The sequence below is a fragment of the Neorhizobium sp. IRS_2294 genome, assembly GCF_050500145.1.
In the GTDB taxonomy this organism is placed as follows: domain Bacteria; phylum Pseudomonadota; class Alphaproteobacteria; order Rhizobiales; family Rhizobiaceae; genus Neorhizobium; species Neorhizobium soli.
The window spans coordinates 1,592,435-1,617,507 of the sequence record NZ_CP191439.1 but is presented as its reverse complement, the minus strand read 5'-3'; the positions used below and the strand labels follow the sequence as shown (position 1 = coordinate 1,617,507).

Sequence of the window (25,073 nt, the reverse complement as noted above, 5' to 3'; positions counted from 1 at the left end):
TCTTGCTAAAGGTAGTTCTTTGGGAAAGGATTTTAAGCCCCCTTTCCCGCTGTGCAATCACTATTCCGCCGAGAGGGGCTCGCGACGAGCCAAAAGTACCACATTCGGCAACTCAAATTCTGCCGCCATACTGACCCAAAAGGCGGGCGGCATCATGGCCATAGCCTCAGACGCTGCAGCTTCATGCGTACGGATCCGACGCGCGAACGGCGATCGCCTGTCGCTCAAAATTCCGTCGAAGAGTAGATGCTAATGAAGCTTGCATGCTCGAGGCTTACGTCCAAAACAAAAGAGGCCCACGAAGGGCCTCTCGACAACGTTTCTTGAAAACCAGTCGGATCCTGCGATCAAAGATCGACGTCGAGGATCGCCATGGAGAAATTGTAGGAACGCTCTCCATCTTCGTCATCCAGATAGACGACGCCGAGAAATTCATCACCAAGATAGACTTCGGCAGAATCGTTCTTGCGGGGACGCGCCTTGACGACGATCTGGGGGTTCAGAAGGCGCTTGAAATAGTCGTCGATCTTCTTGATTTCGTCGGGGTTCACGATCTTCTCCGTCAGATTTTGCGATCAAATCGATGCGCTTTTGGCACGGGAGAAAGGCGAAAGTAAAGCCGCCGTTCTCTCCACCGCACGACCCTGCCCCGAGTTTTCCTGGAACAAGTAGGTCCGGGCGCGGACTAGTCCTCGGCGCGCAGAAGCTGGTCCATCAGGCGTGCCGGCTCGGAGCAACCCGCGGTCCCGACGACCTTTGCCGGAACACCGGCGACGGTGGATTTCTCCGGAACAGCTTTGAGGACGACGGAGCCCGCCGCCACACGCGAGCAGGCACCAACCTCGATATTGCCGAGGATCTTTGCGCCTGCGCCGATCAGCACGCCGTTGCCGATCTTTGGGTGACGATCTGCGCCCTCCTTACCGGTCCCACCGAGAGTGACCCCATGCAGGATGGAGACATTGTCCCCGATGATCGCGGTTTCGCCGACGACAAGCCCGGTCGCGTGGTCGAGGAAGATCCCCTTACCGATCTGAGCCGCCGGATTGATGTCTGTCTGGAAGACACTTGAGGCGCGGCTTTGCAGATAGAGCGCGAAGTCGCGACGGCCGCGGTAAAACAGCCAGTGCGCCAAGCGATGCGTCTGGATGGCGTGAAAACCCTTGAAGTAGAGGACTGGCTCGACGAACCGCAGGCAGGCAGGGTCGCGGTCGTAGACGGCCTGGATATCGACGCGCAGGATAGCACCCCAATCCGGCCATTCGTCCAGCATTTCCATGAATGTCTGCCGCAGCAGGACGGCCTGCAGATCCGGATGATCGAGCCGTTCGCAGATCCGATGAACGACGCATTCTTCGAGCGAACGGTGGTTCAGGACGGTTGAATAGAGGAAGGCGGCCAGCAACGGGTCCTGGTCGATTGCGACGCGTGCTTCCTGCCGCAGCGTGTCCCATATGGGGTCGACGCTAGCGACACTATCGGTCTGGCGAATGTCCTCGGTCTGGCGAACTTCGGTTCTCGCGGCCATGGCCGTCTCCTCTTTGGCGTAAGCCACAATATATAGATTAGATTTACGACAACACCAACGCCGGCGAAATCGCATTTCGTTGATCGTTAATTCAAGGAAACATGAAGTCTTGCCAATCCGTGGCGGAGCCGGGCTCAGGCCTGCGCCGCGTAAAACTCCAGTACCGCTTTCTTGAAAACCCTGTCACCGACCGCAAGCATGTGGTCACGACCGGGAATATCGAGCGCTGTCGCATTCGGCATCAGATCGGCCAGATCCTGCGGTGAACCCGCGATATCGTCCTTCGTCCCAACGCCGATCAGCGTGGGAACGTCGATCTTGCCCATATCGCTGCGTTCGACCAGATCGCGCGAACCGCGGATACAGGCGGCGAGTGCCTGCTTGTCGCTTTTCGTCTGGTCGGCGAAGGCGCGGAACATACGGCCGCGATCATGGCTCACGCTCTCAAGCGAGGGCGCCAAGAGCGCATCCGCGATCGGATCCCAGTCACCGACCCCGTCCGTCATGCCGATTCCTAGACCGCCGAGCACCAGCGACCGGACCCTGTCCGGATCGTTGAGCGCTGCAAACACCGAGATACGCGCGCCCATCGAATAGCCGAACAGATGCGCTGCCGGGATGCGCAGGTGATCGAGCAGAGCAACCGAATCCGCTGCCATCACCCAAGGGCGATAGGCGTCCGGATCGGTCGGCTTGTCACTGCCGCCATGGCCGCGGTTGTCCATGGCGATCACCCTGTAACCGGCATCGCCGAGCGTCTTTACCCATCCCGGATGCACCCAGTTCACGGTCGCGCTGGAAGCGAAACCGTGGATGAGCAGGACAGGATCGCCTGCCGGATCCCCCTCATCCAGATAGGAGAGGCTCAGGCCGTCATGGCTGAAGGTGGAAAAGGCCGGGGCATTGAGGTTCATCTGGGATATCCTGTTTTGGCGGCGGACCATAAGATATCGGTGCTTGCGATTGAACCCTCAAAGACACCTCGCATCGCGGTTTTTGCACTACACTTTTGAATGCGGCGGCGGTAATGTCCGCGCCAAATCAGACGTGCCCTATTGTACGCATTGGAGACGACCATGGCCGGCCACAGCATTCCCCATTTCCAGAACGACGGCGGTTTCCCGTCGATCCAGATCGGCGTGAAGGAATTCATGTGCACTGGTGCATCCGTTCCTTACGATCATCCGCACATCTTTATCGACATGGGCGACGAAGTCGAAAAAGTCTGCTCCTACTGTTCCACTCTGTACAAATACAACCCGACCCTGAAGGCCGAACAGACCGACCCTCCGGGCTGCGTCTTCAACGTCAAGGCCGCCTGATCGGCAGCCAGAAATGGCTGTCGAGACAGTAGCGATCGTGGGTGCGGGCATGGCGGGTCTCACCGCTGCGCTCGCGTTTGCGCGCCATGGCATCACCTGCGACATCTTCGAGCAGGCGCCTTCCCTTCAGGAAGTCGGCGCTGGACTCCAGCTGTCGCCGAACGCTTCGCGCGTGCTGAGCAAGCTTGGCGTACTCGGCGATCTGGAACGGTTGTGGACAGAACCTGACGAAGTGCAGCTCGTTTCGGGCCGTTCGCTGCAGCGGCGAGCCTATGTGCCATCCGGCCGGTTCGCCCGCGAGCGGTGGGGATCGCCCTATGGCGTCCTCCATAGGGCGACGCTGCAAGACGCGCTTCTCCACGCCGTTATCGCCAACCCGCTCTGCACGCTTCGGCTGGGCTCGAAGATTGGGAGCGCCGTTCGAGACGAACTGGCGGAGATCTCCGGACGCCACCATGACCTGATCGTCGCCGCAGATGGAGTCTGGTCTGGCATTCGCTCCGCAATTCCCAAAAATCCGGAAGCCGTTTTTTCCAACAGTGTCGCCTGGCGCTTCATGGTTTCCAAGAGCGAGGCACCTTCCTGGCTGAAGCCGAATGCCGTCAGTGCATTTCTCGGACCTTCGGCACACATTGTGGCCTATCCGCTGAAGGAGAAGGATAGTTTCAACATCGTCGCCATCGCGTCCGGCATCAACCCCGGCCATCGGTGGAATACCGAGGCAAGCTCTGCCCAGAAAGACCTGCTGCTGCGTCATTTCAGAGGATGGCATCCGAGCATAGCCGAAACACTGGCCGCATCCGACAAGCCGACGTTCTGGCCGCTCTATCAGGTGACCGCGGGCCGTTGGCACAATGGCCGCGATCTTGTTCTGATCGGCGATGCGGCCCACGCAATGCTGCCTTTTGCGGCTCAGGGTGCGGCGATGGCGATCGAAGACGCGTTCGTCCTGGCAAACCGCGTGGCCGCCCTGCCCTCGCTCACACAGGCGCTATCAGCCTACGAGACCGAACGGGCCGGTCGCGTCGCCAAGGTGCGAGCACGCGGGGAATTCAACCGCTTTGCCTATCATGCGCGCGGCCCGCTGAAGCTCGGTCGCAACTTCGTTCTCTCAATGCGTCCGCCGCAATCGCTCGCGGCGGATCTGGATTGGCTCTACGGTTTCGACGCCGAGTAGCGACGCGATCAGACCGCGGCCGCCGCGGCAAACCCCGCTTCAAGATCTTTCTTGAGATCAGGCACGTCTTCGAGACCGATCTGAAGCCTGATGACTGCACCCTCGATGGGCTGCTTGCGGATGGTGCGGTCGGAAAGATTTACGACCAGAGCAAGGCTTTCGTATCCTCCCCAGGAGTAACCGAGGCCGAAAAAGCTCAGGGCATCGAGGAAGGCGTGCGCCTTGGCCTTCGCCCTCTCAGGCTCGGCCTGCAGCACGAAGGAGAAGATCCCGCTCGATCCCTTGAAGTCACGCTTCCAGATCTCGTGGCCAGGAAAGCTTGGCAATGCCGGATGCAGGACGCGCGCAACGCCGTCGCGACCGTCCAGCCACTCGGCGATTTCAAGGGCGCTTTTTTGATGCTGGTCCAGCCGCAGACCCATCGTTCTCAGGCCACGCAGGATCAGGTAGGAATCTTCCGGCGCACCGCAGATGCCCATTGCAATCCGCGCCGCCTCGAGTGCCGGAAAATGCTTCGCATTGGCCGACACCGAGCCCATCACGATATCTGAATGTCCCGACGGGTATTTCGTGGTCGCATGAATCGAGACGTCGACGCCGAAATCGAGCGGACGGAAATATAGCGGCGTCGCCCAGGTGTTATCGAGTGTCACCACGACGTCGGCCGAATAGGCATGTACTGCGCCCGTTATGGCGCGGATATCCTGCATCTCGAACGTGTTCGAGCCGGGCGCTTCCGTATGAACGAGTTTGGTGTTCGGCCTCATCAGCTTGGTGATGTCTGCCCCGATCTCCGGATCATAGTACTCGACGTCGATCCCCAGTCTCGTGAGCATCGTGTCACAGAATGTCCGGCAGGGCGTGTAGACCGAGTCGACGATCAGCGCGTGATCGCCCGATGACAGGTAAGCCAGGAAAGGGATTGAGATCGCAGCCAGTCCCGATGGAACGAGGATCGTACCCGCAGAACCCTCGAGTTGGTCGAACGCGGCGCACAGGGCGTCCGTCGTCGGGGTCGCGCGGGTTCCATAGGTGTATGGCTGGCTGCGCTTTTCCATCGCTTCAGCATTCGGGAAAAGGACCGTGGAACCTTTGACGACAGGCGGGTTGACGAAGCCATGATACGCGCGTGGATCGTTTCCGATATGCGCAAGGCGCGTATTCTGACCCGCTTCTTCGATCAGTTTATCTTTCTGGGACATGTCCGGAATGCACTTTCGTTGACAATGGCGCCAGTTTTGCCGCCGCCCTCCAGGCTGGTCAACCCCGCTGCCCAATTCCCAGTACCGGTGCAATATTAGCATGCTCGTTCGGTATAAAAACCGCCACAACTCGCACACAACTTGAGCATTTGCCCAGCGCGTAGGCGGTAAAGTCTAATACACCGTAATTTGGACGCAATTTGAACGGGTGGCCCTTGACCCTGCCTTCGTTTCCGAATGAGATATAAACACCCGCGCCGGGAGGTCAGCGGGGGACCGGTCGTATTCATAAAATCAGGGGAACGGCCTGTGTCGAGAGATCACACAAAACAACAGATAAGGTTGGGAAAATGAAAAAGACGCTTTTGTCTGCCGCGTTTGGCGCAGCGGTCCTTGGCTTTGCCTCGGCAGCTTCCGCGGCCACGCTTGATGATGTCAAGGCGAAGGGCTTCGTTCAGTGCGGCGTCAACACCGGTCTGGCCGGCTTCGCGCAGCCGGATTCGGCCGGCGCTTGGAAAGGCTTCGACGTCGATTTCTGCAAGGCCGTCGCAGCTGCGGTTTTCGGTGATGCAACGAAGGTGAAGTACACGCCGACCACGGCCCAGAGCCGCTTCACGGCACTGCAGTCGGGTGAAGTCGACGTGCTCGCACGTAACACCACCTGGACCATCAGCCGCGATACCGCGCTCGGTTTCAACTTCCGCTACGTCAACTACTACGACGGCCAGGGCTTCATGGTTCCGAAGAGCCTGAACGTGAAGTCGGCGCTTGAACTGTCCGGCGCTGCCGTCTGCGTTCAGTCGGGCACGACAACCGAACTCAACCTCGCCGACTACTTCAAGTCCAACAACCTCCAGTACAACCCGGTCGTCTTCGAAAAGCTCGAAGAAGTAAACGCCGCCTACCAGGCCGGCCGTTGCGACGTCTACACGACGGACCAGTCGGGCCTTTATGCAACGCGTCTCGCGCTGTCGAACCCTGACGAACACGTCATTCTTCCGGAAATCATCTCCAAGGAGCCGCTTGGCCCAGCCGTTCGCCAGGGCGACGACAAGTGGTTCGATATCGTTTCGTGGACAGGCTACGCCCTGGTTCAGGCCGAAGAATTCGGCATCACCCAGGCCAATATCGACGAGATGAAGAACTCGACCAACCCGGATATCCGCCGCTTCCTCGGCACCGAGAAGGACACCAAGGTCGGTACCGATCTCGGCCTGACCAACGAATGGGCCTACAACATCGTCAAGGGCGTCGGCAACTACGGCGACGTCTTCGAGCGCAATATCGGTTCCGGCAGCCCGCTGAAGATCGCACGTGGCCTGAATGCTCTGTGGAGCAAGGGTGGCCTGCAGTTCGCACCGCCGATCCGTTAATCGACTGATAGACTGACGTCTCGCAGGGTGGCTCCGTCCGCCCTGCGAGACATTCTCCACGATCAATAAGAATCAAAAACAATAAGGGCCCACAACGGGTCACAGGGGATTGGCAAAGCATGACGGACAACTCGATCCGTGCGCCTGCAACCAAGCGCGCGTCCACGTCACTCATTTACGATCCAAAAGCGCGGAGCATCTTCTTCCAAGTGCTGACGCTGGTCATTCTCGTTGCGCTCGTCTGGTCGATCGCACACAATGTCAGTGTCAACCTTGCCCGCAGCAACACCGCCACCGGGTTTGGCTTCCTCGCTGGTCGCTCAGGCTTCGATATCGGGCAATCCCTGATCGCCTACACGAGCGATTCGACCTATGGCAGGGCGATCCTGGTTGGCTTCCTCAACACGATGATGGTCGCTGTCATCGGCATCATCACGGCAACCATCGTCGGCTTCATCATCGGTATCGGTCGCCTGTCGAAAAACTGGCTGATCGCCAAGCTCTGCACCGTCTATGTCGAGGTGTTCAGAAACATTCCGCCGCTGCTGGTCATTTTCTTCTGGTATTCCGGCGTTCTCGCCATTCTGCCGCAGCCGCGTGATGCTATCCAGGGCCCGCTCTCGACCTTCCTCAGCAACCGTGGCCTGACCTTTCCGGCAACGATCTGGGGCGAAGGCGCGTGGATCCTTCCGGTTGCCATTCTCGTCGGCATCGTTGTCGCGTTCGTCTTCCGCACGTGGTCGGTCAAGCGCCAGATGGCAACCGGGCAGCAATTGCCCAACGGCTGGATCTCCGCCGCCATCATCATCGGTCTGCCGCTTCTCGGATTCATCGCAATGGGTTCGCCGCTGACCTTCGACTATCCCGTCGAAGGTCGTTTCAATCTTTCCGGCGGCGCCAATATCCGTCCGGAATTTGTGGCTCTCTATCTGGCGCTTTCGCTCTACACGGCTGCGTTTATCGCGGAAATCATCCGAGCCGGCATCAAGGGCGTCGGCAAGGGACAGACGGAAGCTGCCGCTGCACTCGGCGTCCAGCCGGGCAAGATCACCAGACTGGTTGTCGTACCGCAGGCTTTCCGCATCATCATTCCACCGCTGACAAGCCAGTATCTCAACCTGACCAAAAACTCGTCTCTCGGCGTTGCAATCGGTTTTCCCGAACTGTTTTCGACCGGGAGCACCTCGCTCAACCAGACCGGTCAGGCTGTCGAGATGATCACGATCATGCTCACCATCTATCTAAGCATCAGCATCGCGACATCGCTGTTCATGAACTGGTTCAACGCCAAGATGGCTCTGGTGGAGAGATAAGACATGTCTACACACAAGCTCTCTTACGTTCGCAATGACATGATTGCACCGGAACCGCCGCCGGTCAGCGCCAGTTCGGCAAGCGGCTGGATCCGGACCAATCTCCTGGCAACGCCAAAGGATGTGGTGCTGACCATCGTCGCCATCGCATTGCTGGCTTTCGCCCTGCCCGGCATCATCAACTGGCTGTTCATCAATGCGAGTTGGGTCGGTGCCGATCGCTCGGTCTGCGCCACCGTCGTCCAAGGCGGCACCCAGCCGGATGGCTGGAAAGGCGCATGCTGGGCGTTTGTCGGTGACCGGTTCCAGCAGTTCATGTTCGGCCGCTACCCGATCGAGGAGCGCTGGCGCGTCATGCTGGTCGGGTTCATGCTGATCGTGCTGCTCGTGCCTCTCCTCATTCCGAAACTGCCGTACAAGGCGCTGAACGCCGTTCTGCTGTTTCTCGTCTACCCGGTCGTCTCGTTCTTCCTCATGCATGGCAATGTGCTTGGCCTGCAGCGGGTCGAGACCCCGCTCTGGGGCGGCATGATGGTGACGCTGATCCTCTCCTTCGTCGGCATCGCGGTCTCCTTCCCCGTCGGCATCCTTTTGGCGCTCGGACGGCGTTCCAACATGCGCGTATTGAAGACGCTCTGCGTCGTCTTCATCGAGGTGATCCGCGGCGTACCGCTTGTCATGGTTCTCTTCATGGCAAACGTGATGCTGCCGCTGTTCCTGCCCACCGGCTGGAGCATCGACAACTTCCTGCGCGCCGTGATCGGTGTGTCGCTGTTTGCCTCCGCCTATATGGCAGAAGTCATTCGTGGCGGCCTGCAGGCTATTCCGAAAGGTCAGGGCGAAGGCGCCGATTCGCTCGGCCTCAGCTACTGGCAGAAAACCCGCCTGATCGTCCTTCCACAGGCGATCAAGCTCGTGATCCCTGGCATCGTCAACACCTTCATCGGCCTGTTCAAAGATACGTCGCTCGTTGCCATCATCGGCATGTTCGACCTCTTGAACATCATCCGGCTCAACTTTACGGATACGACCTGGATCACGCCCATGACGCCGCTTACCGGCCTCGTGTTCGCTGGTCTTATCTACTGGATCTTCTGCTTCGGCATGTCACGCTATTCCGCCTTTATGGAACGGCATCTCGATACCGGCCACAAGCGATAACAAGGGGAAAAACAATGGCTGACGCCCAACCCAAAAACCTCACCGTCTCCTCCACGGATGTCGCTGTCGAGATCATCGGCATGAACAAGTGGTATGGCGATTTTCACGTGCTGCGCGATATCAACCTCAAGGTGATGAAAGGCGAACGCATCGTCATCGCCGGGCCGTCAGGCTCCGGAAAATCGACGATGATCCGCTGTATCAACCGCCTCGAGGAACATCAGTCGGGCAGCATTGTCGTCGACAATATCGAACTCACCAACGATCTGAAAAAGATCGACGAAGTGCGGCGAGAAGTCGGCATGGTGTTCCAGCACTTCAACCTCTTCCCGCACCTGACGATCCTTGAGAACTGCACGCTTGCACCGATCTGGGTTCGCAAGATGCCGAAGAAGGAAGCCGAGGAAGTGGCGATGCACTACCTCAAGCGTGTCAAGATCCCGGAACAGGCCCTTAAGTATCCGGGCCAGCTTTCCGGCGGTCAGCAGCAGCGCGTGGCGATTGCCCGATCGCTGTGCATGAAGCCGAAGATCATGCTGTTCGACGAACCGACCTCGGCTCTCGATCCTGAAATGGTCAAGGAAGTGCTCGATACGATGGTTGGCCTTGCCGAAGAAGGCATGACCATGATGTGCGTCACCCATGAAATGGGCTTTGCCCGCCAGGTCGCCAACCGGGTGATCTTCATGGACCAGGGACAGATCGTGGAAGAGAATTCGCCGGCGGAGTTCTTCGACAATCCGCAGCACGAGCGCACCAGACTGTTCCTTAGCCAGATCCTGCACTAGGCAGACTGCGCCAACGCGAATGACCTGCAATAGAAAAGGGGCGCCGCGAGCGCCCCTTTTCCGTTTCCCGTCGAAACAATCGTCAGGGCGCCATCACCACTGGAATGAGTAGCGGGCATTGACGCTGGTTACTGCTGCGGTCGCGTCCGAATAGCGATCGACGGAGCCGCTGAGTGTCAGGCTGTCACCTAGTTTCTGCTCGAGTCCCAGCCCCGCGCCGCCGATACGAAACGTATCGATCGCCGTTGCGCGGACGACCACGGCTGTGCCGGTGTTTGCCCGGGACAGCCTGAGGGTCTGGTTGGCGTCGAGGCCACTCCAGTCCTGATTGAGCCCGTCGTAGCGCATGACATAGCTCGCGTTGCGCTCGACATCGATCGTCGACGTGACGATCTGCGTTTGGTGGTAGTTCATGCTGACGGCGGCCGTTTCGGCCAATCCGTCGTAATCGATCCCGATCTTGCGTTCGACCTCGTAAGCGGGCCTCTGGATCGACTTCATCTTCATGCTGCCCCACAGCCGGAGCGGCGTGTTCATCGACCCATCCTTCTTCGCATCGACACCGACGTTAAAGCCCGCCTCGGGCTCCAGCTCTGTCGGCAACCTGAAGCCGAGCTTGACGGAATAGCTTCTGTCCGAATTCTTGACGGGCTGCCAGATGAGCGGCCTGTCCGCCGCATGGGCGCTCGATGCCGAAAACGGGCCGACCGCAAAGATTGCTGCAACCAGCGCGACGCCGCCGGCCAATAGACTTCTGTTCATTTGATCCCCACTCGAAGGCTCAAGACAATGTTGAGGCGCAAGCAACCGCGAGATCACCTGGAAAACCCGTTTCAATGCGATGGAGGCGAGTTTGTCAGACCCAAAGGTCCGTTTTCGCCACGTGCCTTCCCCTGCCGATGCAACGGAACTGACCGCCGCGAATATACGCTCGAATGAGGCAGCTTCGAATCGATTTTGCGGCTGAAATGCGATTGCGGGATCACGATCGGTTTCCCGAAGATGTGAACCCCCGCTGTTGCTGCATCGCAACATGACGTGGTTAGGCTGGGTACGCGGAGGAGTGAATGGTAGGTCCTACCCCACTGCAACGCTCTGGCACCACGAGTACCGGTGGCAGCATTCTAGGCCCGGTTTGGTCATGAGCATGCGTTATCCTACAATGAAAGGATCCAGTTCGACCGGGTCGCCGGCGGGCGATGAGCACAAGTCACGGAACCGCGAAAACAATTTCTAAACCATTCAGAACTCACATTAGCCAATAGGAACATATTAACCGATCCTGTTAACGCAACACTCTTTTGACTTTCAGTAAAAGAACAACACGTCGGGACGACTTGTCCCACGGCACGAATCAAGGAGGATTTGCATGTCGGTTTTTGCACGCTTTATGAAGGATGAGTCTGGCGCCACTGCCATCGAATACGGGCTTATCGCCGCTCTTATCTCTGTCGCGCTGATCGCTGGTGCACAGACGCTCGGCGGTGCACTAAGTACGCAATTCACGAACCTCAGCAAGAAGTTGAATTGCGGCGGCGCTGCTACCACTTGCTGATCGCTGGCATTGCGAGATGCAACCAAGTCGGGTCATGAGTTAACGTCGTTGCACGATTGGCCGGCAGGTAGTCTCACTCAAGTATTCGCCTGAGGTCTTCACCCCAGGTTAACATCCAGATCGTACCCAAAAGCTCGGACGCCATCTCTTGTTCCAGCACTCAACTTGCCGAACAATGGGACCTCCATTGTTCGGTTTTTTGTTGCCGTCACGCCAGAGATTCTTGGTCTCTATATCCAGCTCCGAAGCAGCGCTTTGCTCAAGGCGATATTCCTCCGCTCAAGCGGCAGTCGCAATTTTTTGGGAGATGGTTTTGGCGACCCCTGCAGGATTCGAACCTGCGACCACCTGCTTAGAAGGCAGGTGCTCTATCCAGCTGAGCTAAGGGGCCTGCTAAGACGCTTCTAACAGAACGCAGACAGGAAGTCAGTGCGTCCAGGGCTGCGAGCGATTGAAGCGGAAATTGTCGGTGTAGGAAGCAGCTTGACGCGCAGGTTCTTTCGGCTGGACGACGCGGTATTCGATGCCTTCACGCTTGGCGTAGGCTTCGGCAAGTTCCTGACTTTCAAAGGTCAGGCGCACCTGCTGCTTCATGTCTCCGGAAGATGTATAGCCAAGGATCGGATCGATCCGGCGTGGCTCTTCCTGGTCGAATTCGAGGAGCCAGAGATGCGTCTTGGCTTTGCCAGATTGCATTGCAGTTTTTGCGGGACGATAGATCTTGGCCGTCATGAACTGAAACATCCGACTTTTGCTAGCGTGACGCTTGGGCAACTGCTGAGCGCGACGCTCTTTTGAAGGCAATGGTCGGAGTGGAGAGATTCGAACTCCCGACCCTCTGGTCCCAAACCAGATGCGCTACCAGACTGCGCTACACTCCGTTCCTTACAAGAATGCGAGATACACGGTTCCCTACCAGCCCGCAACTGCAAAAAGTGGATTTTCCCAATTGTTCGAACTGTCTAGCGAACTAACTGTGGGAAAGCGGCCAAACACCTATCCTGCGTTGCCGATCCGTTTGGAAACCACCTTGTCACCAACCTTGATTCCGAGCGCTTTCGTCCGACCGGCATTCAGTTCGAGGACAAATTTTACCGGTCCCCGCGAATTGATCACGTCACGAGAATAAGGGACCGCATTTTCGCGGATATGAGAGACCGTCCCGTCGCCTTCGATGAACAGCATATCGAGCGGCAGGATGGTGTTTTCCATCCACATGGAAACACGGCGTGTCTCGCCGAAGTCGAACAGCATGCCGTGATCGTCAGGCATTTCCTTGCGGTACATCAGGCCCTGCGAGCGCTGCTGGTCTGTCAGAGCGAGCTCGATCACAAAGGCATGGGTCTTGCCCGCTGCCGTGCGGATCGACAGCTCGTCCTTTGGAAAGATGACCTGCTGGGCTGCGGCAGCGTAGGCGACAAACAGAAAAAGCGCCGCAAGGGCGCCTTTTGCAAAGGGCGTGATCCGCCCGAATGACTGCATTCTCAACATCAATGTGACCGGCTTACAGGGTTGGGATTGTCGGGATGAATTTCGGCTGCCATCAAGCCCTTGTCGCCAGGTCCGAACCGGACCAGCACCGTCTGGCCGGGACGGAGCTCTGTCAGTCCGTAACGGCGCAGCGTTTCCATGTGGACGAAGATATCTTCGGTCCCCTCACCGCGGCTCAGGAATCCAAAGCCCTTGGTGCGGTTGAACCATTTCACCAGTGCCCGTTCGAGGCCGCTCGTTGGCGTGACCTGAACATGGGTGCGAACCGGCGGCAACTGCGAGGGATGAACTGCGGTCGATTGATCCATGGAAAGAATGCGGAAGGCCTGATAGCCGCGGTCGCGCTTCTGGATCATCGCGACGATACGGGTTCCTTCAAGGATGGTCTGGTATCCATCGCGCCTCAGGCAGGTCACATGCAGAAGCACATCCTGCATACCGTTGTCGGGCACAATGAAGCCGAACCCCTTCGCAACATCGAACCACTTGACCACACCCGTAATTTCGATGAGCTCGACCGGATCGCCCGCGAATTCCTCGTATTCGGCTACGCCTTTCAACGATATCCTGTCTGCCATATCCTATCGGCCCCTCGATTACGCGTTACGACATGACGGTGGAAGTGATTCTTCGCGCCTAGATTAACATCCCGTTAACCCTCCAGTGCAAGTCCCCGTCTGGACTTTATCAGCATCTTTCTACGGCTGACGGCTTGCCCCAGGCTTGCTGACCTCCTGCAATGCACCATATCCGCTCGACAGTTTGCCAACGACATCGCGGAGCTTGCGACACATGCGCTATCTACACACAATGGTTCGGGTCAAGGATCTCGACGCGTCTCTCCATTTCTACAAGACACTGATGGGTTTGGAGGAGATCCGCCGCATCGAAAATGACAAGGGCCGCTTCACGCTGGTCTTTCTGGCTGCACGCGACGACGTTTCGCAGGCTAAGGAAAATATGGCGCCGTGCATCGAGCTTACCTACAATTGGGACAGCGAGGATTACACGGGCGGACGCAATTTCGGCCACCTCGCCTATGAGGTCGACGACGTCTATGCATTCTGCCAGCACCTGCAGGACAATGGCATCGTGATCAACCGTCCGCCTCGCGAAGGTCGGATGGCCTTCGTACTTTCGCCGGACGGCATTTCTTTCGAGATCCTGCAGAAGGGCGACAACCTGCCGGTCGCCGAGCCGTGGGCATCGATGCCGAATACCGGCAGCTGGTAATTGAGGCTTGCGTCGGCCTGACCAAGGCCGACGCCCCTCTCTTGCCGAGTGAAACAGGACACGTGATGCTCATCTCCATGATTCGCGACAGAGTGTCCGCGACGCACATGAAGGGCATCACGTGCCGGTTTCGCCAGCAAGATCGATCTCAAGGCCTAGTTTTCCGCTCCTCGCAGTGGCGATAGCAGCTTTAATGATGAGCAGTTGCTCGATGACCCGCAAGGTTGCCGACGCCGAACCGGTGTCAGCAGAGGCGGTGGCCGCGGAGCAACCAGATGGCGCGGCAAAACCGCTTGCCAAAGGCGGCACGAGCGGCGCCAGCCTCTATGTCGATCCTCTCGTCTCCACACAGGCGCACCAAGCCAAATCCGCGCCAGCTGCGACGTCTGATGCGCCGGGCGCTAACGCTGACCCAGGCGCGTTCCCCCCTGCGCCGGAGCAGCCGTCGAACTCCATCGCCGGTCTCGTGACGCAACCGACCGGCGTGCGCGCAAGCAGCTACAGCCTCTTTTCGTCCAACGCCTCCCCATTTCCATCGGCAACGACTGCGCCGACGGTTGCCCCCGATGGGCAGACGGCCGTCGCCGCACCCGCCGGCGGCATCAATGCAGCGCATGGCAGCGTCTTCACGCCCCGCCAGCCGCTGCCGGACCCGTCGCACCAGGCGCAGCTCTAACCATCAGCCTCGTGCGGGAGCGAAAAGAGCGAGCTGGTCAAATCCGATAAGCTGCTGATTTCGCATGGCTTTACGCTTACTGAAGCCGCATTTTCCGCGCATCTAATTTTTCGCAAAAAACATCGTTTTTGCGCTTGCGGTAACGAAATCACGCCTCTATAAGGGCGCTCACTGTACGCGCCCTTCGTCTATCGGTTAGGACGTCAGATTTTCATTCTGAAAAGAGGGGTTCGACTCCCCTAGGGCGTACCAGTTCCTTCCTTCAAACTGTTGATTATGCACAAGAACCTCTAAGTTCTCTTGGAGCATCCAGCCGCGCAATTTTCTCTGTTTATCTTCCGAAAAATACCGTTTTTTGGCTTGTCTGTTTGAAAAAGCGTCCCTATAAGACGCTCCTGTACGCGCCCTTCGTCTATCGGTTAGGACGTCAGATTTTCATTCTGAAAAGAGGGGTTCGACTCCCCTAGGGCGTACCACTTCCCCCTTCTTCCATATCTTCAGGCTGTTCGCTCGCGCGTTTTCCCGCGGCATGCCTTGGCTTGGATTATTTCATTTAAAAACAGAGAAATATCGATTTTCCTACTTGCCGGATCGGGCAAGCCTGACTATACGAGCGCTCACTGTACGCGCCCTTCGTCTATCGGTTAGGACGTCAGATTTTCATTCTGAAAAGAGGGGTTCGACTCCCCTAGGGCGTACCAGTTTCCCCTTCTGCCAATCCCTGATTTTACATTGCGGCTTTCACCGCGACTCGACCGCGTCGAGAAGCCTGAGCTGGATCCGTCGATTTCCCTGCCACTGGTCGGCCGTGAGGCATCCCGCGGCATGGATCTGCTTTCCGCGGGAGTTGAGCAGCATCTGGCCGAGCGGCGTTTCGGCCGCCCTGAACGCAATCCCGTCCAGACGCGTGCCATCAAGTGATTCCAGCGTGATCTTCACATGCGCGGTGCCGACAAGCCGCACGTCTCTCAGACGATGGGCGGGAATGGCAAAGACGGGCTGCGCGTGGCCAGACCCGTAGGGACCCGCAAGTTCCAGCTGGTCGAACAGCGCAATCGTGGCCCCTGATGCCGATAATGCGCCATCGATCTTCAGCACGTGGTTGGCAACAAGCGCCGGAACGCCCTCAGCCGCCACTTCCTCGAAATAGGCGCGCAGCTTGCCGAGGTTGGCGCGCTCGACGGTCAGTCCCGCCGCCATGGCGTGACCGCCACCTTTTAGCAGAAGCCCTGATTCGACTGCGCCGCGAACCATCCGGCCCATGTCGAAACCGTTGATCGAACGGCCGGAACCGGTGCCCTTGCCGGACGGGTCGAAAGCGATCGCGAAGGCAGGCCGACGGAATTTCTCCTTCAGTCTCGCAGCCAGAAGACCGACGATGCCCGGATGCCATTTCTCATGCGCGGTGACGATGACGGACGCGCCCTCGGCGTCACCGTATTCGCCAAGGACTTCGGCTTCCGCTTCCGCCAGCATGGCGGCTTCCATGGCCTGCCGCTCGCGGTTCAGATCGTCCAGCCGGCCGGCGATCTCCTCCGCCTTGATATCGTCTTCCAGTGTCAGCAAGCGGCTGCCGAGCGCTGCATCGCCGATTCGCCCGCCGGCATTGATACGTGGGCCGATCATGAAGCCGAAATGATAGGGCGTCACCGGTCCGCCAAGACCCGCCTTTCGAAACAACGCCGTGAGTCCCGGATTGACCATGTGACGGGCGGCGATCAGCCCCTTCACCACATAGGCACGGTTCAGCCCCTTTAGTGGCACGACATCGCAAACGGTTGCCAGCGCCACCAGATCCAGCAGACCGAGGAGATCGAGCGACTGGGCGCGGCTATCGCCACCTTCGCGCAGCTGCTTCAGGGTCGCAACCATGACCAGAAACACGACGCCTGCCGCGCAGAGATGCCCCTGCCCCGAGAGATCGTCCTGGCGGTTCGGATTGACGAGCGCCACACAGGGCGGCAGCACATGACCGACCTGGTGGTGGTCGATGACAACCACATCGCAGCCCTCGTCCTTGGCCGCGATCAGCGCGTCCTGGCTCGTCGAGCCACAGTCGACCGTGGCGATCAGCTGCGCGCCGTTCGCCACCAGTTGGCGGATCGCGTTCGGGTTAGGGCCGTAGCCTTCGAAGATCCGATCCGGAATATAGATCTCCGCCTCGACACCGAAATGCGTCAGGAAACGGTAGAGCAACGCGGAAGAGGCCGCGCCATCCACGTCGTAATCGCCGAAGATCGCAACCCGCTCGCGCCGGTTGATCGCCGCAACCAGTCTTGCTGCAGCCTTGCCGCAATCCGTCAGCGTCAACGGATCGGGCATCAGTGACCGGATGGTCGGATCAAGGAAGGCCGGGGCATCGTCGAGCCCCACGCCGCGGCCGGCAAGCACGCGAGCGACCAGTTCGGGAATGCCATGGATCTGGCTGATGGCGAGCGCACGGTTCTGCGCCGCCTGGTCAAGCCGTGATACCCAGCGCTGGCCACTCACAGAGTGTTCGACGTTCAGGAAGGCGCGCGGCACGGGATCGACCGGCGACGTCGTCTGGGAAAGGCTGCTGGCGATAGAGGAGGTCGATTGGCTGGTCATGCAGCCGTTTTAGCGCATCAGCGCATCAACGGTAATCTGTTTTCGGCAGCGGATGCGGCCCCGACGAAAAAACACCGGGGCCAGTCTAGTGCGGCTCGACGGCTGCGTGGGTCACATGTCCTTGGGGCGTTCGATCCGGATGACCTGCGGCTCGCCAACCAGATAGCTTTCGGCCTTGATGGCGTCGACGGCCTTGCGGACCGAATCCTCCATCGTCGCGTGCGTGACCAGGATGATCGTCTTCGACATCACGGACGAATCGGGCTTCGAGCGCTGGACGATCGATTCGAGCGAGATGGCGTTCTCGGCCATGCGGGCAGCGATCGAGGCGAAGACGCCGGTCCGGTCGGCAACGGTCAGCCGGATGAAGTAACCACCTTCGTGGCTCTGCATCTGGGCGCGCTTGTAAGGTGTGAGCGATGCGGCCGGTGTGCCGAGAACCGGCACCTGCTGCGCACCCGGGCGGCTCTTGGCGATGTCGGCGATGTCACCGAGCACCGAGGATGCCGTTGCATTGCCACCGGCGCCTGGGCCGACCATCAGCAGTTCGCCGAGGATATCGGATTCGATCGCCACGGCATTCGTCACGCCATCGACCTGCGCGATGACCGAATCGCGGGGTACCATGGTCGGGTGAACGCGCTGCTCGATGCCTGTTTCGGTGCGCTGCGCGACGCCGAGAAGCTTGATGCGATAGCCAAGATCGGCGGCCGCATGGATATCGTCGATCGAGATATTGGTGATCCCTTCGAGATAGATCTCGTCGGGCGCGATCTGTGTGCCGAAAGCAAGCGTCGTCAGGATTGCCAGCTTGTGCGCCGTGTCGTTGCCCTCGATATCGAAGGCCGGATCGGCTTCGGCATAGCCCAGCCGCTGCGCTTCCTTGAGGCAGTCGGCAAAGGACAGGCCCTCCTTCTCCATCCGGGTCAGGATGTAATTGCAGGTGCCGTTCATGATGCCGTAGACACGCGAAATCGTGTTGCCGGTCAGGGACTCGCGAAGGGCCTTGATGACCGGGATACCACCGGCAACGGCCGCCTCGAAATTGAGGAGTGCGCCGTTTTCTTCGGCGATCCTTGCGAGTTCGACGCCGGATGCGGCGAGCAGCGCCTTGTTGGCTGTCACCACGTGGAGACCGCGCCGCAAGGCCGCGCGAACGGAATCAGCGGCGGCACCTTCGGCACCCCCCATCAATTCCACGAACACGTCGATCTCAGCGTTTGCCGCCAGTTCTTCGGCGCTGTCGAACCAGGTCACGGCAGAGATATCGATCCCGCGGTCGCGGGTGCGGTCTCTCGCCGTCACGGCGGCAATCTCGATCGGGCGTCCGCAGGTGACCGCGAGTTCGTTGGCACGGGTCTGGATGATGCGAACGAGCGAGGCACCGACAGTGCCAAGACCCGCAATGCCAACTCTGAGGGCATCTGCCATGATAGTTTTCCTGGTATTTTGGGAGACTGGTATTTGGGAGAATGGGGCGGTCGAACGGCCGCCCCTCAAATCGTGATCGGCGGCCCGGTTCGCGGTCAGCGACGCGTGTTGAGCGTAATCACGTTGTGCATCGTATCGTCTGCCGTCGACAGAAACTTCTTGATGCTGCGGGCGGCCTGGCGAATGCGATGCTCGTTTTCGACCAGTGCGAGGCGAACGTAGTCGTCGCCCATCTCACCGAAACCGACACCGGGTGCGACGGCAACGTGCGCCTTCTCGACGAGAAGCTTGGAGAATTCCAGACTCCCGAGATGGCGGAACTTTTCCGGAATTTTCGCCCAGGCAAACATGGTCGCCGGTGGTGGCGGTACGTCGAAACCGGCCTTGCCGAAGCTCTCGACCATCACGTCACGGCGACGCTTGTAGACGCTGCGCACTTCCGCGATATCGGCACCGTCACCGTTCAGCGCGTGGGCTGCAGCCACCTGGATCGGCGTGAACGCGCCATAATCAAGGTAGGATTTGACGCGCGTCAGCGCTGCGATCAGCCGCTCGTTGCCGACAGCAAAGCCCATGCGCCAGCCGGGCATGGAGAAGGTTTTCGACATCGAGGTGAACTCGACGGCCACATCCATCGCACCCGGCACTTCGAGAACCGAAGGTGGCGGGTTGTTGTCGTCGAAGTAGATCTCCGAATAGGCAAGATCGGAGAGCACGATGATCTCGTGCTTCTTCGCAAACGCGATCACTTCCCTATAGAAATCCAGCGACGCGATATGCGCGGTCGGGTTGGATGGGTAATTGATGATGAGTGCCAGCGGCTTCGGGATCGAATGCTTCACCGCGCGTTCCAGCGGCGGAAAGAAGCTATCGTCCGGCTCGACAGACATGGAGCGGATCACGCCGCCCGCCATCAGGAAGCCGAAGGCGTGGATAGGGTATGTCGGATTGGGGCAGAGGATGACGTCACCGGGCGCGGTGATCGCCTGCGCCATGTTGGCGAAGCCTTCCTTGGAGCCGAGCGTTGCCACGACCTGCGTATCCGGGTTCAGCTTCACATCAAACCGGCGTGCATAGTAAGCAGCCTGCGCGCGGCGAAGGCCCGGAATGCCCTTGGAGGAGGAGTAGCGGTGCGTGCGCGGATCCTGGACCACTTCGCAGAGCTTGTCGACGATCGCCTGCGGAGTAGGTAGATCGGGATTGCCCATGCCGAGATCGATAATGTCCGCGCCACCCGCTCGCGCGCTTGCTTTCAAACGGTTCACCTGTTCGAAAACGTAGGGCGGCAGACGCCGGACTTTATGAAACTCTTCCATGTTGTTCCTCAAGGATGAAATCGAAGCAGAGCTCGTCCCGCTGCTCGAGCCTCACTTTATGCCATTTTTGCTTTGCGGCCAAATGTCCTCAAACGCAATAGCAATATCCGGCCGGATCGGCTCGTCGCCCTATTGGCCGGAAATACCGGCCTGGGCATCCTTGCCATGATCGGTGGCGAGCTTGCGGTACTCGACCACACGACGCTGATACTCCGCTTCGGAGATGGTGCCGGACTTGCGGGCTCGGGCAAGCGATGCCATGCGCGGCTCGGTCTTCTGGTAATCTGCATCTTCGATCTGCTCGTTGGCAGCGCGAAGCGTATAGTCGAATGTGGGATATGTGCCGGTGTCGCGCTTGACGATCGGACCCGGAGGCGGTGCCGTCCTGGTCTGCGTGATGACGGCCGGTGGCGGCGTATTGGGAATACCATCATCCAGCGCAAAGCTGTTGCTGTTGCAGCCGGACACAAGAGGCATGGCGCCGATACCGATGAAAAGCGGTAACCAGCCGATGCGACGCCTCAGTTTTTCCATGTCCGTACCCATTTTCTGTCGCCGGGGCCATCTACCCGGCAGCCTAGCCGCTGGCACTTGTATTCGGTTTCAGCCACAATGTACAAATGAAATCAGACGACAGCTGACGAGGAGGGCTCGCGTGGCGCAAAACTCCGGGGATAAGGGGACAGGCGGTCCGGAATTTCCGGGCTTCGACCCCAAGGCGGTCGAGGCCTACATCGTCAAGGACCCGCACGAGATGGCGATGAATTTCGCGCGTGCCATGGAAAACCTCGGCAAGGCCGCATCGGAATGGCTCGCGCCAAGGGAGCGCCGCGATATTCCAGACCCCGCGCTCGATCCGCTCAGTGATCTCATCAAGACGCTTTCGCAGGTCACCGAGTACTGGATTTCAGAGCCGCAACGGACGCTGCAAGCACAAACCCTGCTCTTCTCAAGCTATATGGGGATCTGGACGCGATCGCTCTCGCAATTCGGAGGCGCGCCTCAAGAGAGCGAGCCAGCGGCGCTGCCGAGAGACAAGCGATTCGCCGACGAGGACTGGGTGAAGAACCCGTTCTTTGCGTTCATGCGGCAAGTCTTCACGGTTACCGCCACCTGGGCCGAAACATTGGTAAGCGAGGCGCAGGGGCTAGACGAGCACACGCGGCACAAGGCGGCATTCTACGTGAAGCAGGTGACCGCTGCGCTTTCGCCTGCAAATTTCGCGATCACCAATCCCGAAGTCTATCGCGCGACGGTCGCCTCGCATGGCGCCAATCTCGTCACCGGCATGAAAATGCTGGCCGAGGACATCATGGCCGGCGGCGGCGAGCTGAGACTTCGCCAGACGGATGCCTCCAAGTTTGCGCTCGGCCTCAATATCGCGCTTACACCCGGCAAGGTCGTCGCCCGCAACGACCTCTGCGAGGTTCTGCAATACGAACCGACGACGGAGACGGTCTTCAAACGGCCGCTGGTCATCGTGCCGCCCTGGATCAACAAGTTCTACATTCTCGACCTGACACCGCAAAAGAGCTTCATCAAGTGGTGCGTCGACCGCGGGCACACCGTGTTCGTGATCTCCTGGGTCAATCCCGACAGGCGCCATGCGGCCAAGGGATGGGAAGCCTACATGCACGAGGGCATCGATTTTGCGCTCGACACGATCGAGACGTCGACCGGCGAACGCGAGGTCGATGCGATCGGCTACTGCGTCGGCGGCACGTTGCTGGCGGCTACGCTCGCCTTCCACGCCAAGACAAACGTGAAAAGGATCGCATCGGCGACGTTCCTCGCTACCCAGGTCGACTTTACTTATGCAGGCGACCTCAAGGTCTTCGTCGACGAGGCGCAGGTTTCGACGATCGAGACCTATATGAACGCGACCGGCTATTTCGACGGGTCGAAGATGGCGGCGGCATTCAACATGCTGCGTGCGTCCGAGCTGATCTGGCCTTACGTGGTCAATAACTATCTCAAGGGCCAGGAGCCGCTGCCGTTCGACCTGCTGTATTGGAATTCGGACTCGACCCGGATGACACCTGCCAACCACGCCTACTACCTGCGCAATTGCTACCTCGATAACAAGCTCTCCAACGGCCTGATGGAACTTGCCGGGGAGCGTCTGTCGCTGAAGGACATCGTCATTCCCGTTTATAATCTTGCCACAAGCGAAGACCACATCGCGCCTGCGAAATCCGTGTTCCTCGGCTCGTCGCTGTTTGGCGGTTCGGTCGATTTCGTGCTGGCTGGATCCGGCCATATCGCAGGCGTCGTCAATCCGCCGGAAAGACGGAAGTACCGATACTGGACCGATGGCCAATTGAAGGACACGCTGGAGGACTGGGTTGCCGGCTCGCAGGAGCATGAGGGGTCGTGGTGGACGCATTGGCAGGACTGGATCGGACCGAAAGCGGGTAACCAGGTGCCGGCCCGAAAGCCCGGCGGGTCCGCGCTCACCGCGTTGGCCGACGCACCGGGAACCTACGTTCTCGTCCGCGACTGACACTTCCCAGCATTCCAGAAGAACCTCATGCGCTTTGATCCGCCGCTCGTCTCCGCAACGCTTGTCCAGCGCTACAAGCGCTTCCTGTTCGACGCTGTGCTGGAGGATGGCACGCCGTTTACCGGGTCGTGTCCGAATACCGGCTCCATGCGGGGATTGACGGAGCCCGGGCCGAGGATCTGGGTATCGGAGGATGACAGCCCGACCCGCAAATACCGTCACATGTTCGAAATGGTCGAGGCCGGCGGCGAGATGGTCGGCATCAATACCGGACTGCCCAACAGGCTAACCGAAGAAGCGATCCGTGCCGGCCTGATCCCCAGCCTTTCCGGCTACGGCACGATCCTGCGCGAGCAGAGATACGGGCGTAACTCCCGCATCGACTTTCTCCTCAAGCAGGAAAATCTGCCGGATGCCTATGTGGAAGTGAAGAACGTCCATTTCAGCCGTTCAGCGGGGCTCGCCGAATTTCCTGACACCGCGACGAAGCGCGGCGCCAAGCATCTCGAGGAGCTCGGCGATATGGTGGAGGCAGGTCACCGGGCGGTGATGATCTACCTCATTCAGCGTCACGACTGCACGCGGTTTTCGATCTGCAGCGATCTCGACCCGATGTATGCGATCGCATTCGCTCGTGCCAAGGCGCGCGGCGTCGAGGCCTATGCGCTCCGCTGCCGCGTCACTCGCGAGGAAATCATAGCGTCGAGAATGGTTATGATGGACGAACCCCGCCCCTCTGTTTTATGAACTGTGGGAGTTGCGAGAGAAATATCATGGTCAATTACATCGAGGCGGTTTCCGCCCCCTCAAAAAACACGGGTGCTATCCGTCTCTACGATACGGCGCAGGATTTTGACGGCATGCGCAAGGCCTGCCAGCTGACGGCGCGCTGCCTCGACGAACTTGCGGCGATCGTTCAGCCGGGCATCACCACCAATGCGATCGACCGTTTCGTGTTCGAGTTCGGCATGGACAATGGCGCCCTTCCCGCAACGCTTGGCTATCGCGGCTACAAATACTCGGTCTGCACCTCGATCAACCATGTCGTCTGCCACGGGATGCCTGAGGACAAGCCGCTGCGCGAGGGCGATATCGTCAATATCGACGTGACCTATATTCTCGATGGCTGGCACGGCGATTCCAGCCGCATGTATCCGGTCGGACAGATCAAACGCGCTGCCGAACGGTTGATGGACGTGACCTACGAATGCCTTCTGCGCGGCATCGCGGCCGTCAAGCCCGGCGCCCGCACCGGCGCGATCGGCGAGGCGATCCAGTCCTATGCGGAGGCCGAGCGCTGCTCGGTGGTGCGCGATTTCTGCGGCCACGGCGTCGGTCGTCTGTTCCACGACTCTCCGAACATCCTCCATTACGGCCGCGCCGACGAAGGCCCTGAGATCAGGGAAGGCATGATCTTCACGATCGAGCCGATGATCAATCTCGGCAAGCCGCATGTGAAGGTTCTTTCCGATGGCTGGACCGCCGTCACCCGCGACCGGTCGCTGTCTGCTCAATACGAGCATGCGGTCGGCGTCACCGCGACGGGATGCGAGGTGTTCACCCTGTCGCCCGGCGGTCTCGACCGGCCCGGCCTGCCTCCATTGCAGGCCTGACCATGACCAACCCGCCCGTCTCCTCGCATGAACCTATGGAACAAGAAGAGGATGACGGAGCGGCCCTGTCTGTCGACGAACGTGGCTTCTTCGCAGAGACGCAGTCGAAGAGGCCAACGGCCAAAATTCCGCAACTCGGATCCCCTGCCGTCACGCAAGAACATTACCACGGCCACCGTGAGCGGTTGCGGGAGAAGTACCGGGACCACGGAGACGCGTCGCTCGCAGACTACGAGATTCTCGAACTCCTGCTTTTCCGCTCCATCCCGAGGCGCGATACCAAGCCGCTCGCGAAAGCATTGATTGCTCGCTTCGGAAACCTTGCCAGCGTGCTTGGCGCGCCGCTCGGACTGCTGCAGGAGGTCAAGGGTATCGGCGAGGCCGTCGCGCTCGACCTCAAGCTTGTCGCGACGACGGGGCAGCGGATGCTGCGAAGCGAGTTGCGGGGCAAGCAGGTGCTTTCGTCCTGGTCTTCGGTGATTGATTACTGCCATGCCGCCATGGCCTATGAGGCACGAGAACAGTTCCGCGTTCTCTTTCTCGACAAGCGCAACGCATTGATCGCAGACGAAATCCAGGGGCATGGAACGGTCGACCACACGCCGGTCTATCCGCGCGAAGTGGTGCGGCGAGCCCTGGAGCTTTCGGCGACTGCGCTCATCCTCGTGCACAACCATCCCACTCGGTCAATAAGATCACGCTGGAGCACGCACAAGCACGCTGAAACACTAGCAAACTCGGGCATTTTTGGCATTGCGTAGTGGGGACGGTTTTGGCAAACTGGGGGCGGTTTAAGGGGTAG

General features: G+C 59.4%; 24 protein-coding genes, 5 tRNA genes and 1 pseudogene. 16 read left to right on the top strand and 14 right to left on the bottom strand.

All coding sequences use genetic code 11. The features are described from left to right. Nucleotides 1-347: 347 nt before the first annotated feature. The 3 genes from ACQY1K_RS07855 to ACQY1K_RS07845 all read right to left on the bottom strand — a co-directional run bounded on the left by ACQY1K_RS07855 (nt 348) and on the right by ACQY1K_RS07845 (nt 2,442). The gene (locus ACQY1K_RS07855) at nt 348-551 is read right to left on the bottom strand and encodes a DUF3126 family protein (protein WP_062457352.1); all 204 of its coding nucleotides are present in this window, start codon (nt 549-551) and stop codon (nt 348-350) included. A 134-nt stretch (nt 552-685) separates the two neighbouring features. Then, nucleotides 686-1,528, bottom strand: coding sequence for a serine O-acetyltransferase (gene cysE, locus ACQY1K_RS07850; RefSeq protein WP_092662168.1), 843 nt, complete (start codon nt 1,526-1,528; stop codon nt 686-688). Between the two features lie 134 nt (nt 1,529-1,662). After that, the gene (locus ACQY1K_RS07845; protein ID WP_062580401.1) at nt 1,663-2,442 is read right to left on the bottom strand and encodes an alpha/beta fold hydrolase; all 780 of its coding nucleotides are present in this window, start codon (nt 2,440-2,442) and stop codon (nt 1,663-1,665) included. A gap of 162 nt (nt 2,443-2,604) precedes the next feature. Here ACQY1K_RS07845 and ACQY1K_RS07840 point away from each other — a divergent pair, with 162 nt between their 5' ends. Together ACQY1K_RS07840 and ACQY1K_RS07835 are read left to right on the top strand one after the other, a co-directional pair. After that, on the top strand, nt 2,605-2,850 hold the full coding sequence (locus tag ACQY1K_RS07840; protein WP_062580399.1) for a zinc-finger domain-containing protein: 246 nt from the start codon (nt 2,605-2,607) through the stop codon (nt 2,848-2,850). 13 nt (nt 2,851-2,863) lie between these two features. Further along, the gene (locus ACQY1K_RS07835) at nt 2,864-4,027 is read left to right on the top strand and encodes an FAD-dependent monooxygenase (RefSeq protein ID WP_430258684.1); all 1,164 of its coding nucleotides are present in this window, start codon (nt 2,864-2,866) and stop codon (nt 4,025-4,027) included. A gap of 8 nt (nt 4,028-4,035) precedes the next feature. Here ACQY1K_RS07835 and ACQY1K_RS07830 read toward each other — a convergent pair whose 3' ends face one another. Next, nucleotides 4,036-5,229 carry a cystathionine beta-lyase gene (locus tag ACQY1K_RS07830; RefSeq protein WP_430258682.1) on the bottom strand — a complete coding sequence of 398 codons (1,194 nt, stop codon included), beginning with the start codon at nt 5,227-5,229 and terminating at the stop codon, nt 4,036-4,038. A gap of 350 nt (nt 5,230-5,579) precedes the next feature. Between ACQY1K_RS07830 and ACQY1K_RS07825 the strand changes: the two genes are divergently transcribed. From ACQY1K_RS07825 to ACQY1K_RS07810, 4 genes are all read left to right on the top strand, one after another. Then, nucleotides 5,580-6,602 (top strand): amino acid ABC transporter substrate-binding protein, encoded by a 1,023-nt coding sequence (locus tag ACQY1K_RS07825; RefSeq protein ID WP_062457371.1) that lies wholly within the window; start codon nt 5,580-5,582, stop codon nt 6,600-6,602. Between the two features lie 119 nt (nt 6,603-6,721). Next, nucleotides 6,722-7,915, top strand: a complete 1,194-nt coding sequence (locus ACQY1K_RS07820; protein ID WP_430258680.1) for an amino acid ABC transporter permease — start codon at nt 6,722-6,724, stop codon at nt 7,913-7,915. Nucleotides 7,916-7,918: 3 nt separating this feature from the next. Continuing rightward, entirely contained in the window at nt 7,919-9,076 is a 1,158-nt protein-coding gene (locus ACQY1K_RS07815; protein ID WP_062580393.1) for an amino acid ABC transporter permease, read from the top strand. A 14-nt stretch (nt 9,077-9,090) separates the two neighbouring features. Further along, the gene (locus tag ACQY1K_RS07810; RefSeq protein ID WP_209900721.1) at nt 9,091-9,864 is read left to right on the top strand and encodes an amino acid ABC transporter ATP-binding protein; all 774 of its coding nucleotides are present in this window, start codon (nt 9,091-9,093) and stop codon (nt 9,862-9,864) included. 93 nt (nt 9,865-9,957) lie between these two features. Here ACQY1K_RS07810 and ACQY1K_RS07805 read toward each other — a convergent pair whose 3' ends face one another. After that, entirely contained in the window at nt 9,958-10,626 is a 669-nt protein-coding gene (locus ACQY1K_RS07805; RefSeq protein ID WP_139283854.1) for a hypothetical protein, read from the bottom strand. A gap of 607 nt (nt 10,627-11,233) precedes the next feature. Between ACQY1K_RS07805 and ACQY1K_RS07800 the strand changes: the two genes are divergently transcribed. Next, complete coding sequence (locus tag ACQY1K_RS07800; RefSeq protein ID WP_062457386.1) at nt 11,234-11,419, top strand: Flp family type IVb pilin; 186 nt, start codon at nt 11,234-11,236, stop codon at nt 11,417-11,419. A 314-nt stretch (nt 11,420-11,733) separates the two neighbouring features. Here the strand turns inward: ACQY1K_RS07800 and ACQY1K_RS07795 are convergent. From ACQY1K_RS07795 to ACQY1K_RS07775, 5 genes are all read right to left on the bottom strand, one after another. Beyond that, nucleotides 11,734-11,810 (bottom strand) — tRNA-Arg (locus ACQY1K_RS07795). Between the two features lie 35 nt (nt 11,811-11,845). Then, complete coding sequence (locus tag ACQY1K_RS07790; protein WP_062458113.1) at nt 11,846-12,151, bottom strand: ETC complex I subunit; 306 nt, start codon at nt 12,149-12,151, stop codon at nt 11,846-11,848. Between the two features lie 72 nt (nt 12,152-12,223). Then, nucleotides 12,224-12,300: transfer RNA gene (locus ACQY1K_RS07785), tRNA-Pro, on the bottom strand. 115 nt (nt 12,301-12,415) lie between these two features. Next, nucleotides 12,416-12,901, bottom strand: coding sequence for a DUF192 domain-containing protein (locus ACQY1K_RS07780; protein WP_430258677.1), 486 nt, complete (start codon nt 12,899-12,901; stop codon nt 12,416-12,418). 8 nt (nt 12,902-12,909) lie between these two features. After that, complete coding sequence (locus ACQY1K_RS07775; RefSeq protein ID WP_062457423.1) at nt 12,910-13,488, bottom strand: cold-shock protein; 579 nt, start codon at nt 13,486-13,488, stop codon at nt 12,910-12,912. Nucleotides 13,489-13,702: 214 nt separating this feature from the next. Between ACQY1K_RS07775 and ACQY1K_RS07770 the strand changes: the two genes are divergently transcribed. From ACQY1K_RS07770 to ACQY1K_RS07750, 5 genes are all read left to right on the top strand, one after another. Further along, on the top strand, nt 13,703-14,143 hold the full coding sequence (locus ACQY1K_RS07770; protein ID WP_092662156.1) for a VOC family protein: 441 nt from the start codon (nt 13,703-13,705) through the stop codon (nt 14,141-14,143). 211 nt (nt 14,144-14,354) lie between these two features. After that, nucleotides 14,355-14,819, top strand: a complete 465-nt coding sequence (locus ACQY1K_RS07765; RefSeq protein ID WP_430258675.1) for a hypothetical protein — start codon at nt 14,355-14,357, stop codon at nt 14,817-14,819. Between the two features lie 177 nt (nt 14,820-14,996). Next, nucleotides 14,997-15,071: transfer RNA gene (locus tag ACQY1K_RS07760), tRNA-Glu, on the top strand. 149 nt (nt 15,072-15,220) lie between these two features. Beyond that, a tRNA-Glu gene (locus tag ACQY1K_RS07755) sits at nt 15,221-15,295 on the top strand. Nucleotides 15,296-15,445: 150 nt separating this feature from the next. Next, nucleotides 15,446-15,520: transfer RNA gene (locus ACQY1K_RS07750), tRNA-Glu, on the top strand. Nucleotides 15,521-15,560: 40 nt separating this feature from the next. On the opposite strand, the gene recJ is transcribed toward ACQY1K_RS07750, so the two are convergent. The 4 genes from recJ to ACQY1K_RS07730 form a co-directional block, all read right to left on the bottom strand. Then, the gene (gene recJ, locus ACQY1K_RS07745; RefSeq protein WP_430258673.1) at nt 15,561-17,408 is read right to left on the bottom strand and encodes a single-stranded-DNA-specific exonuclease RecJ; all 1,848 of its coding nucleotides are present in this window, start codon (nt 17,406-17,408) and stop codon (nt 15,561-15,563) included. 111 nt (nt 17,409-17,519) lie between these two features. Further along, nucleotides 17,520-18,839, bottom strand: a complete 1,320-nt coding sequence (locus tag ACQY1K_RS07740; RefSeq protein WP_062580387.1) for a homoserine dehydrogenase — start codon at nt 18,837-18,839, stop codon at nt 17,520-17,522. Between the two features lie 95 nt (nt 18,840-18,934). Further along, nucleotides 18,935-20,155 (bottom strand): LL-diaminopimelate aminotransferase, encoded by a 1,221-nt coding sequence (locus ACQY1K_RS07735; protein WP_430258671.1) that lies wholly within the window; start codon nt 20,153-20,155, stop codon nt 18,935-18,937. Between the two features lie 129 nt (nt 20,156-20,284). Further along, nucleotides 20,285-20,689: a hypothetical protein gene (locus ACQY1K_RS07730; protein ID WP_092662150.1), complete on the bottom strand. Its 405-nt coding sequence runs from the start codon at nt 20,687-20,689 to the stop codon at nt 20,285-20,287. A gap of 121 nt (nt 20,690-20,810) precedes the next feature. Between ACQY1K_RS07730 and ACQY1K_RS07725 the strand changes: the two genes are divergently transcribed. The 4 genes and pseudogenes from ACQY1K_RS07725 to ACQY1K_RS07710 form a co-directional block, all read left to right on the top strand. Continuing rightward, entirely contained in the window at nt 20,811-22,658 is a 1,848-nt protein-coding gene (locus ACQY1K_RS07725; RefSeq protein ID WP_430258669.1) for a PHA/PHB synthase family protein, read from the top strand. 27 nt (nt 22,659-22,685) lie between these two features. Next, nucleotides 22,686-23,405 (top strand): DNA/RNA nuclease SfsA, encoded by a 720-nt coding sequence (gene sfsA / locus ACQY1K_RS07720; RefSeq protein ID WP_430258667.1) that lies wholly within the window; start codon nt 22,686-22,688, stop codon nt 23,403-23,405. A gap of 26 nt (nt 23,406-23,431) precedes the next feature. Beyond that, nucleotides 23,432-24,271, top strand: coding sequence for a type I methionyl aminopeptidase (gene map / locus ACQY1K_RS07715; protein WP_062457453.1), 840 nt, complete (start codon nt 23,432-23,434; stop codon nt 24,269-24,271). 35 nt (nt 24,272-24,306) lie between these two features. Further along, nucleotides 24,307-24,954 (top strand): annotated as a pseudogene (locus ACQY1K_RS07710) (JAB domain-containing protein); the annotation flags it as partial. Nucleotides 24,955-25,073 lie beyond the last annotated feature (119 nt).

Bases quoted from the DNA above. Each gene is read 5' to 3' on its own strand.
- map (WP_062457453.1), top strand. From the start codon at position 23,432: ATGGTCAATTACATCGAGGCGGTTTCCGCCCCCTCAAAAAACACGGGT.
- ACQY1K_RS07830 (WP_430258682.1), bottom strand. From the start codon at position 5,229: ATGTCCCAGAAAGATAAACTGATCGAAGAAGCGGGTCAGAATACGCGC.
- recJ (WP_430258673.1), bottom strand. From the start codon at position 17,408: ATGACCAGCCAATCGACCTCCTCTATCGCCAGCAGCCTTTCCCAGACG.
- sfsA (WP_430258667.1), top strand. From the start codon at position 22,686: ATGCGCTTTGATCCGCCGCTCGTCTCCGCAACGCTTGTCCAGCGCTAC.
- ACQY1K_RS07765 (WP_430258675.1), top strand. From the start codon at position 14,355: ATGACCCGCAAGGTTGCCGACGCCGAACCGGTGTCAGCAGAGGCGGTG.
- ACQY1K_RS07775 (WP_062457423.1), bottom strand. From the start codon at position 13,488: ATGGCAGACAGGATATCGTTGAAAGGCGTAGCCGAATACGAGGAATTC.
- ACQY1K_RS07730 (WP_092662150.1), bottom strand. From the start codon at position 20,689: ATGGAAAAACTGAGGCGTCGCATCGGCTGGTTACCGCTTTTCATCGGT.
- ACQY1K_RS07810 (WP_209900721.1), top strand. From the start codon at position 9,091: ATGGCTGACGCCCAACCCAAAAACCTCACCGTCTCCTCCACGGATGTC.
- ACQY1K_RS07815 (WP_062580393.1), top strand. From the start codon at position 7,919: ATGTCTACACACAAGCTCTCTTACGTTCGCAATGACATGATTGCACCG.
- ACQY1K_RS07840 (WP_062580399.1), top strand. From the start codon at position 2,605: ATGGCCGGCCACAGCATTCCCCATTTCCAGAACGACGGCGGTTTCCCG.
- ACQY1K_RS07805 (WP_139283854.1), bottom strand. From the start codon at position 10,626: ATGAACAGAAGTCTATTGGCCGGCGGCGTCGCGCTGGTTGCAGCAATC.
- ACQY1K_RS07780 (WP_430258677.1), bottom strand. From the start codon at position 12,901: ATGCAGTCATTCGGGCGGATCACGCCCTTTGCAAAAGGCGCCCTTGCG.
- ACQY1K_RS07800 (WP_062457386.1), top strand. From the start codon at position 11,234: ATGTCGGTTTTTGCACGCTTTATGAAGGATGAGTCTGGCGCCACTGCC.
- cysE (WP_092662168.1), bottom strand. From the start codon at position 1,528: ATGGCCGCGAGAACCGAAGTTCGCCAGACCGAGGACATTCGCCAGACC.
- ACQY1K_RS07835 (WP_430258684.1), top strand. From the start codon at position 2,864: ATGGCTGTCGAGACAGTAGCGATCGTGGGTGCGGGCATGGCGGGTCTC.
- ACQY1K_RS07770 (WP_092662156.1), top strand. From the start codon at position 13,703: ATGCGCTATCTACACACAATGGTTCGGGTCAAGGATCTCGACGCGTCT.
- ACQY1K_RS07825 (WP_062457371.1), top strand. From the start codon at position 5,580: ATGAAAAAGACGCTTTTGTCTGCCGCGTTTGGCGCAGCGGTCCTTGGC.
- ACQY1K_RS07740 (WP_062580387.1), bottom strand. From the start codon at position 18,839: ATGGCAGATGCCCTCAGAGTTGGCATTGCGGGTCTTGGCACTGTCGGT.
- ACQY1K_RS07845 (WP_062580401.1), bottom strand. From the start codon at position 2,442: ATGAACCTCAATGCCCCGGCCTTTTCCACCTTCAGCCATGACGGCCTG.
- ACQY1K_RS07790 (WP_062458113.1), bottom strand. From the start codon at position 12,151: ATGACGGCCAAGATCTATCGTCCCGCAAAAACTGCAATGCAATCTGGC.
- ACQY1K_RS07735 (WP_430258671.1), bottom strand. From the start codon at position 20,155: ATGGAAGAGTTTCATAAAGTCCGGCGTCTGCCGCCCTACGTTTTCGAA.
- ACQY1K_RS07820 (WP_430258680.1), top strand. From the start codon at position 6,722: ATGACGGACAACTCGATCCGTGCGCCTGCAACCAAGCGCGCGTCCACG.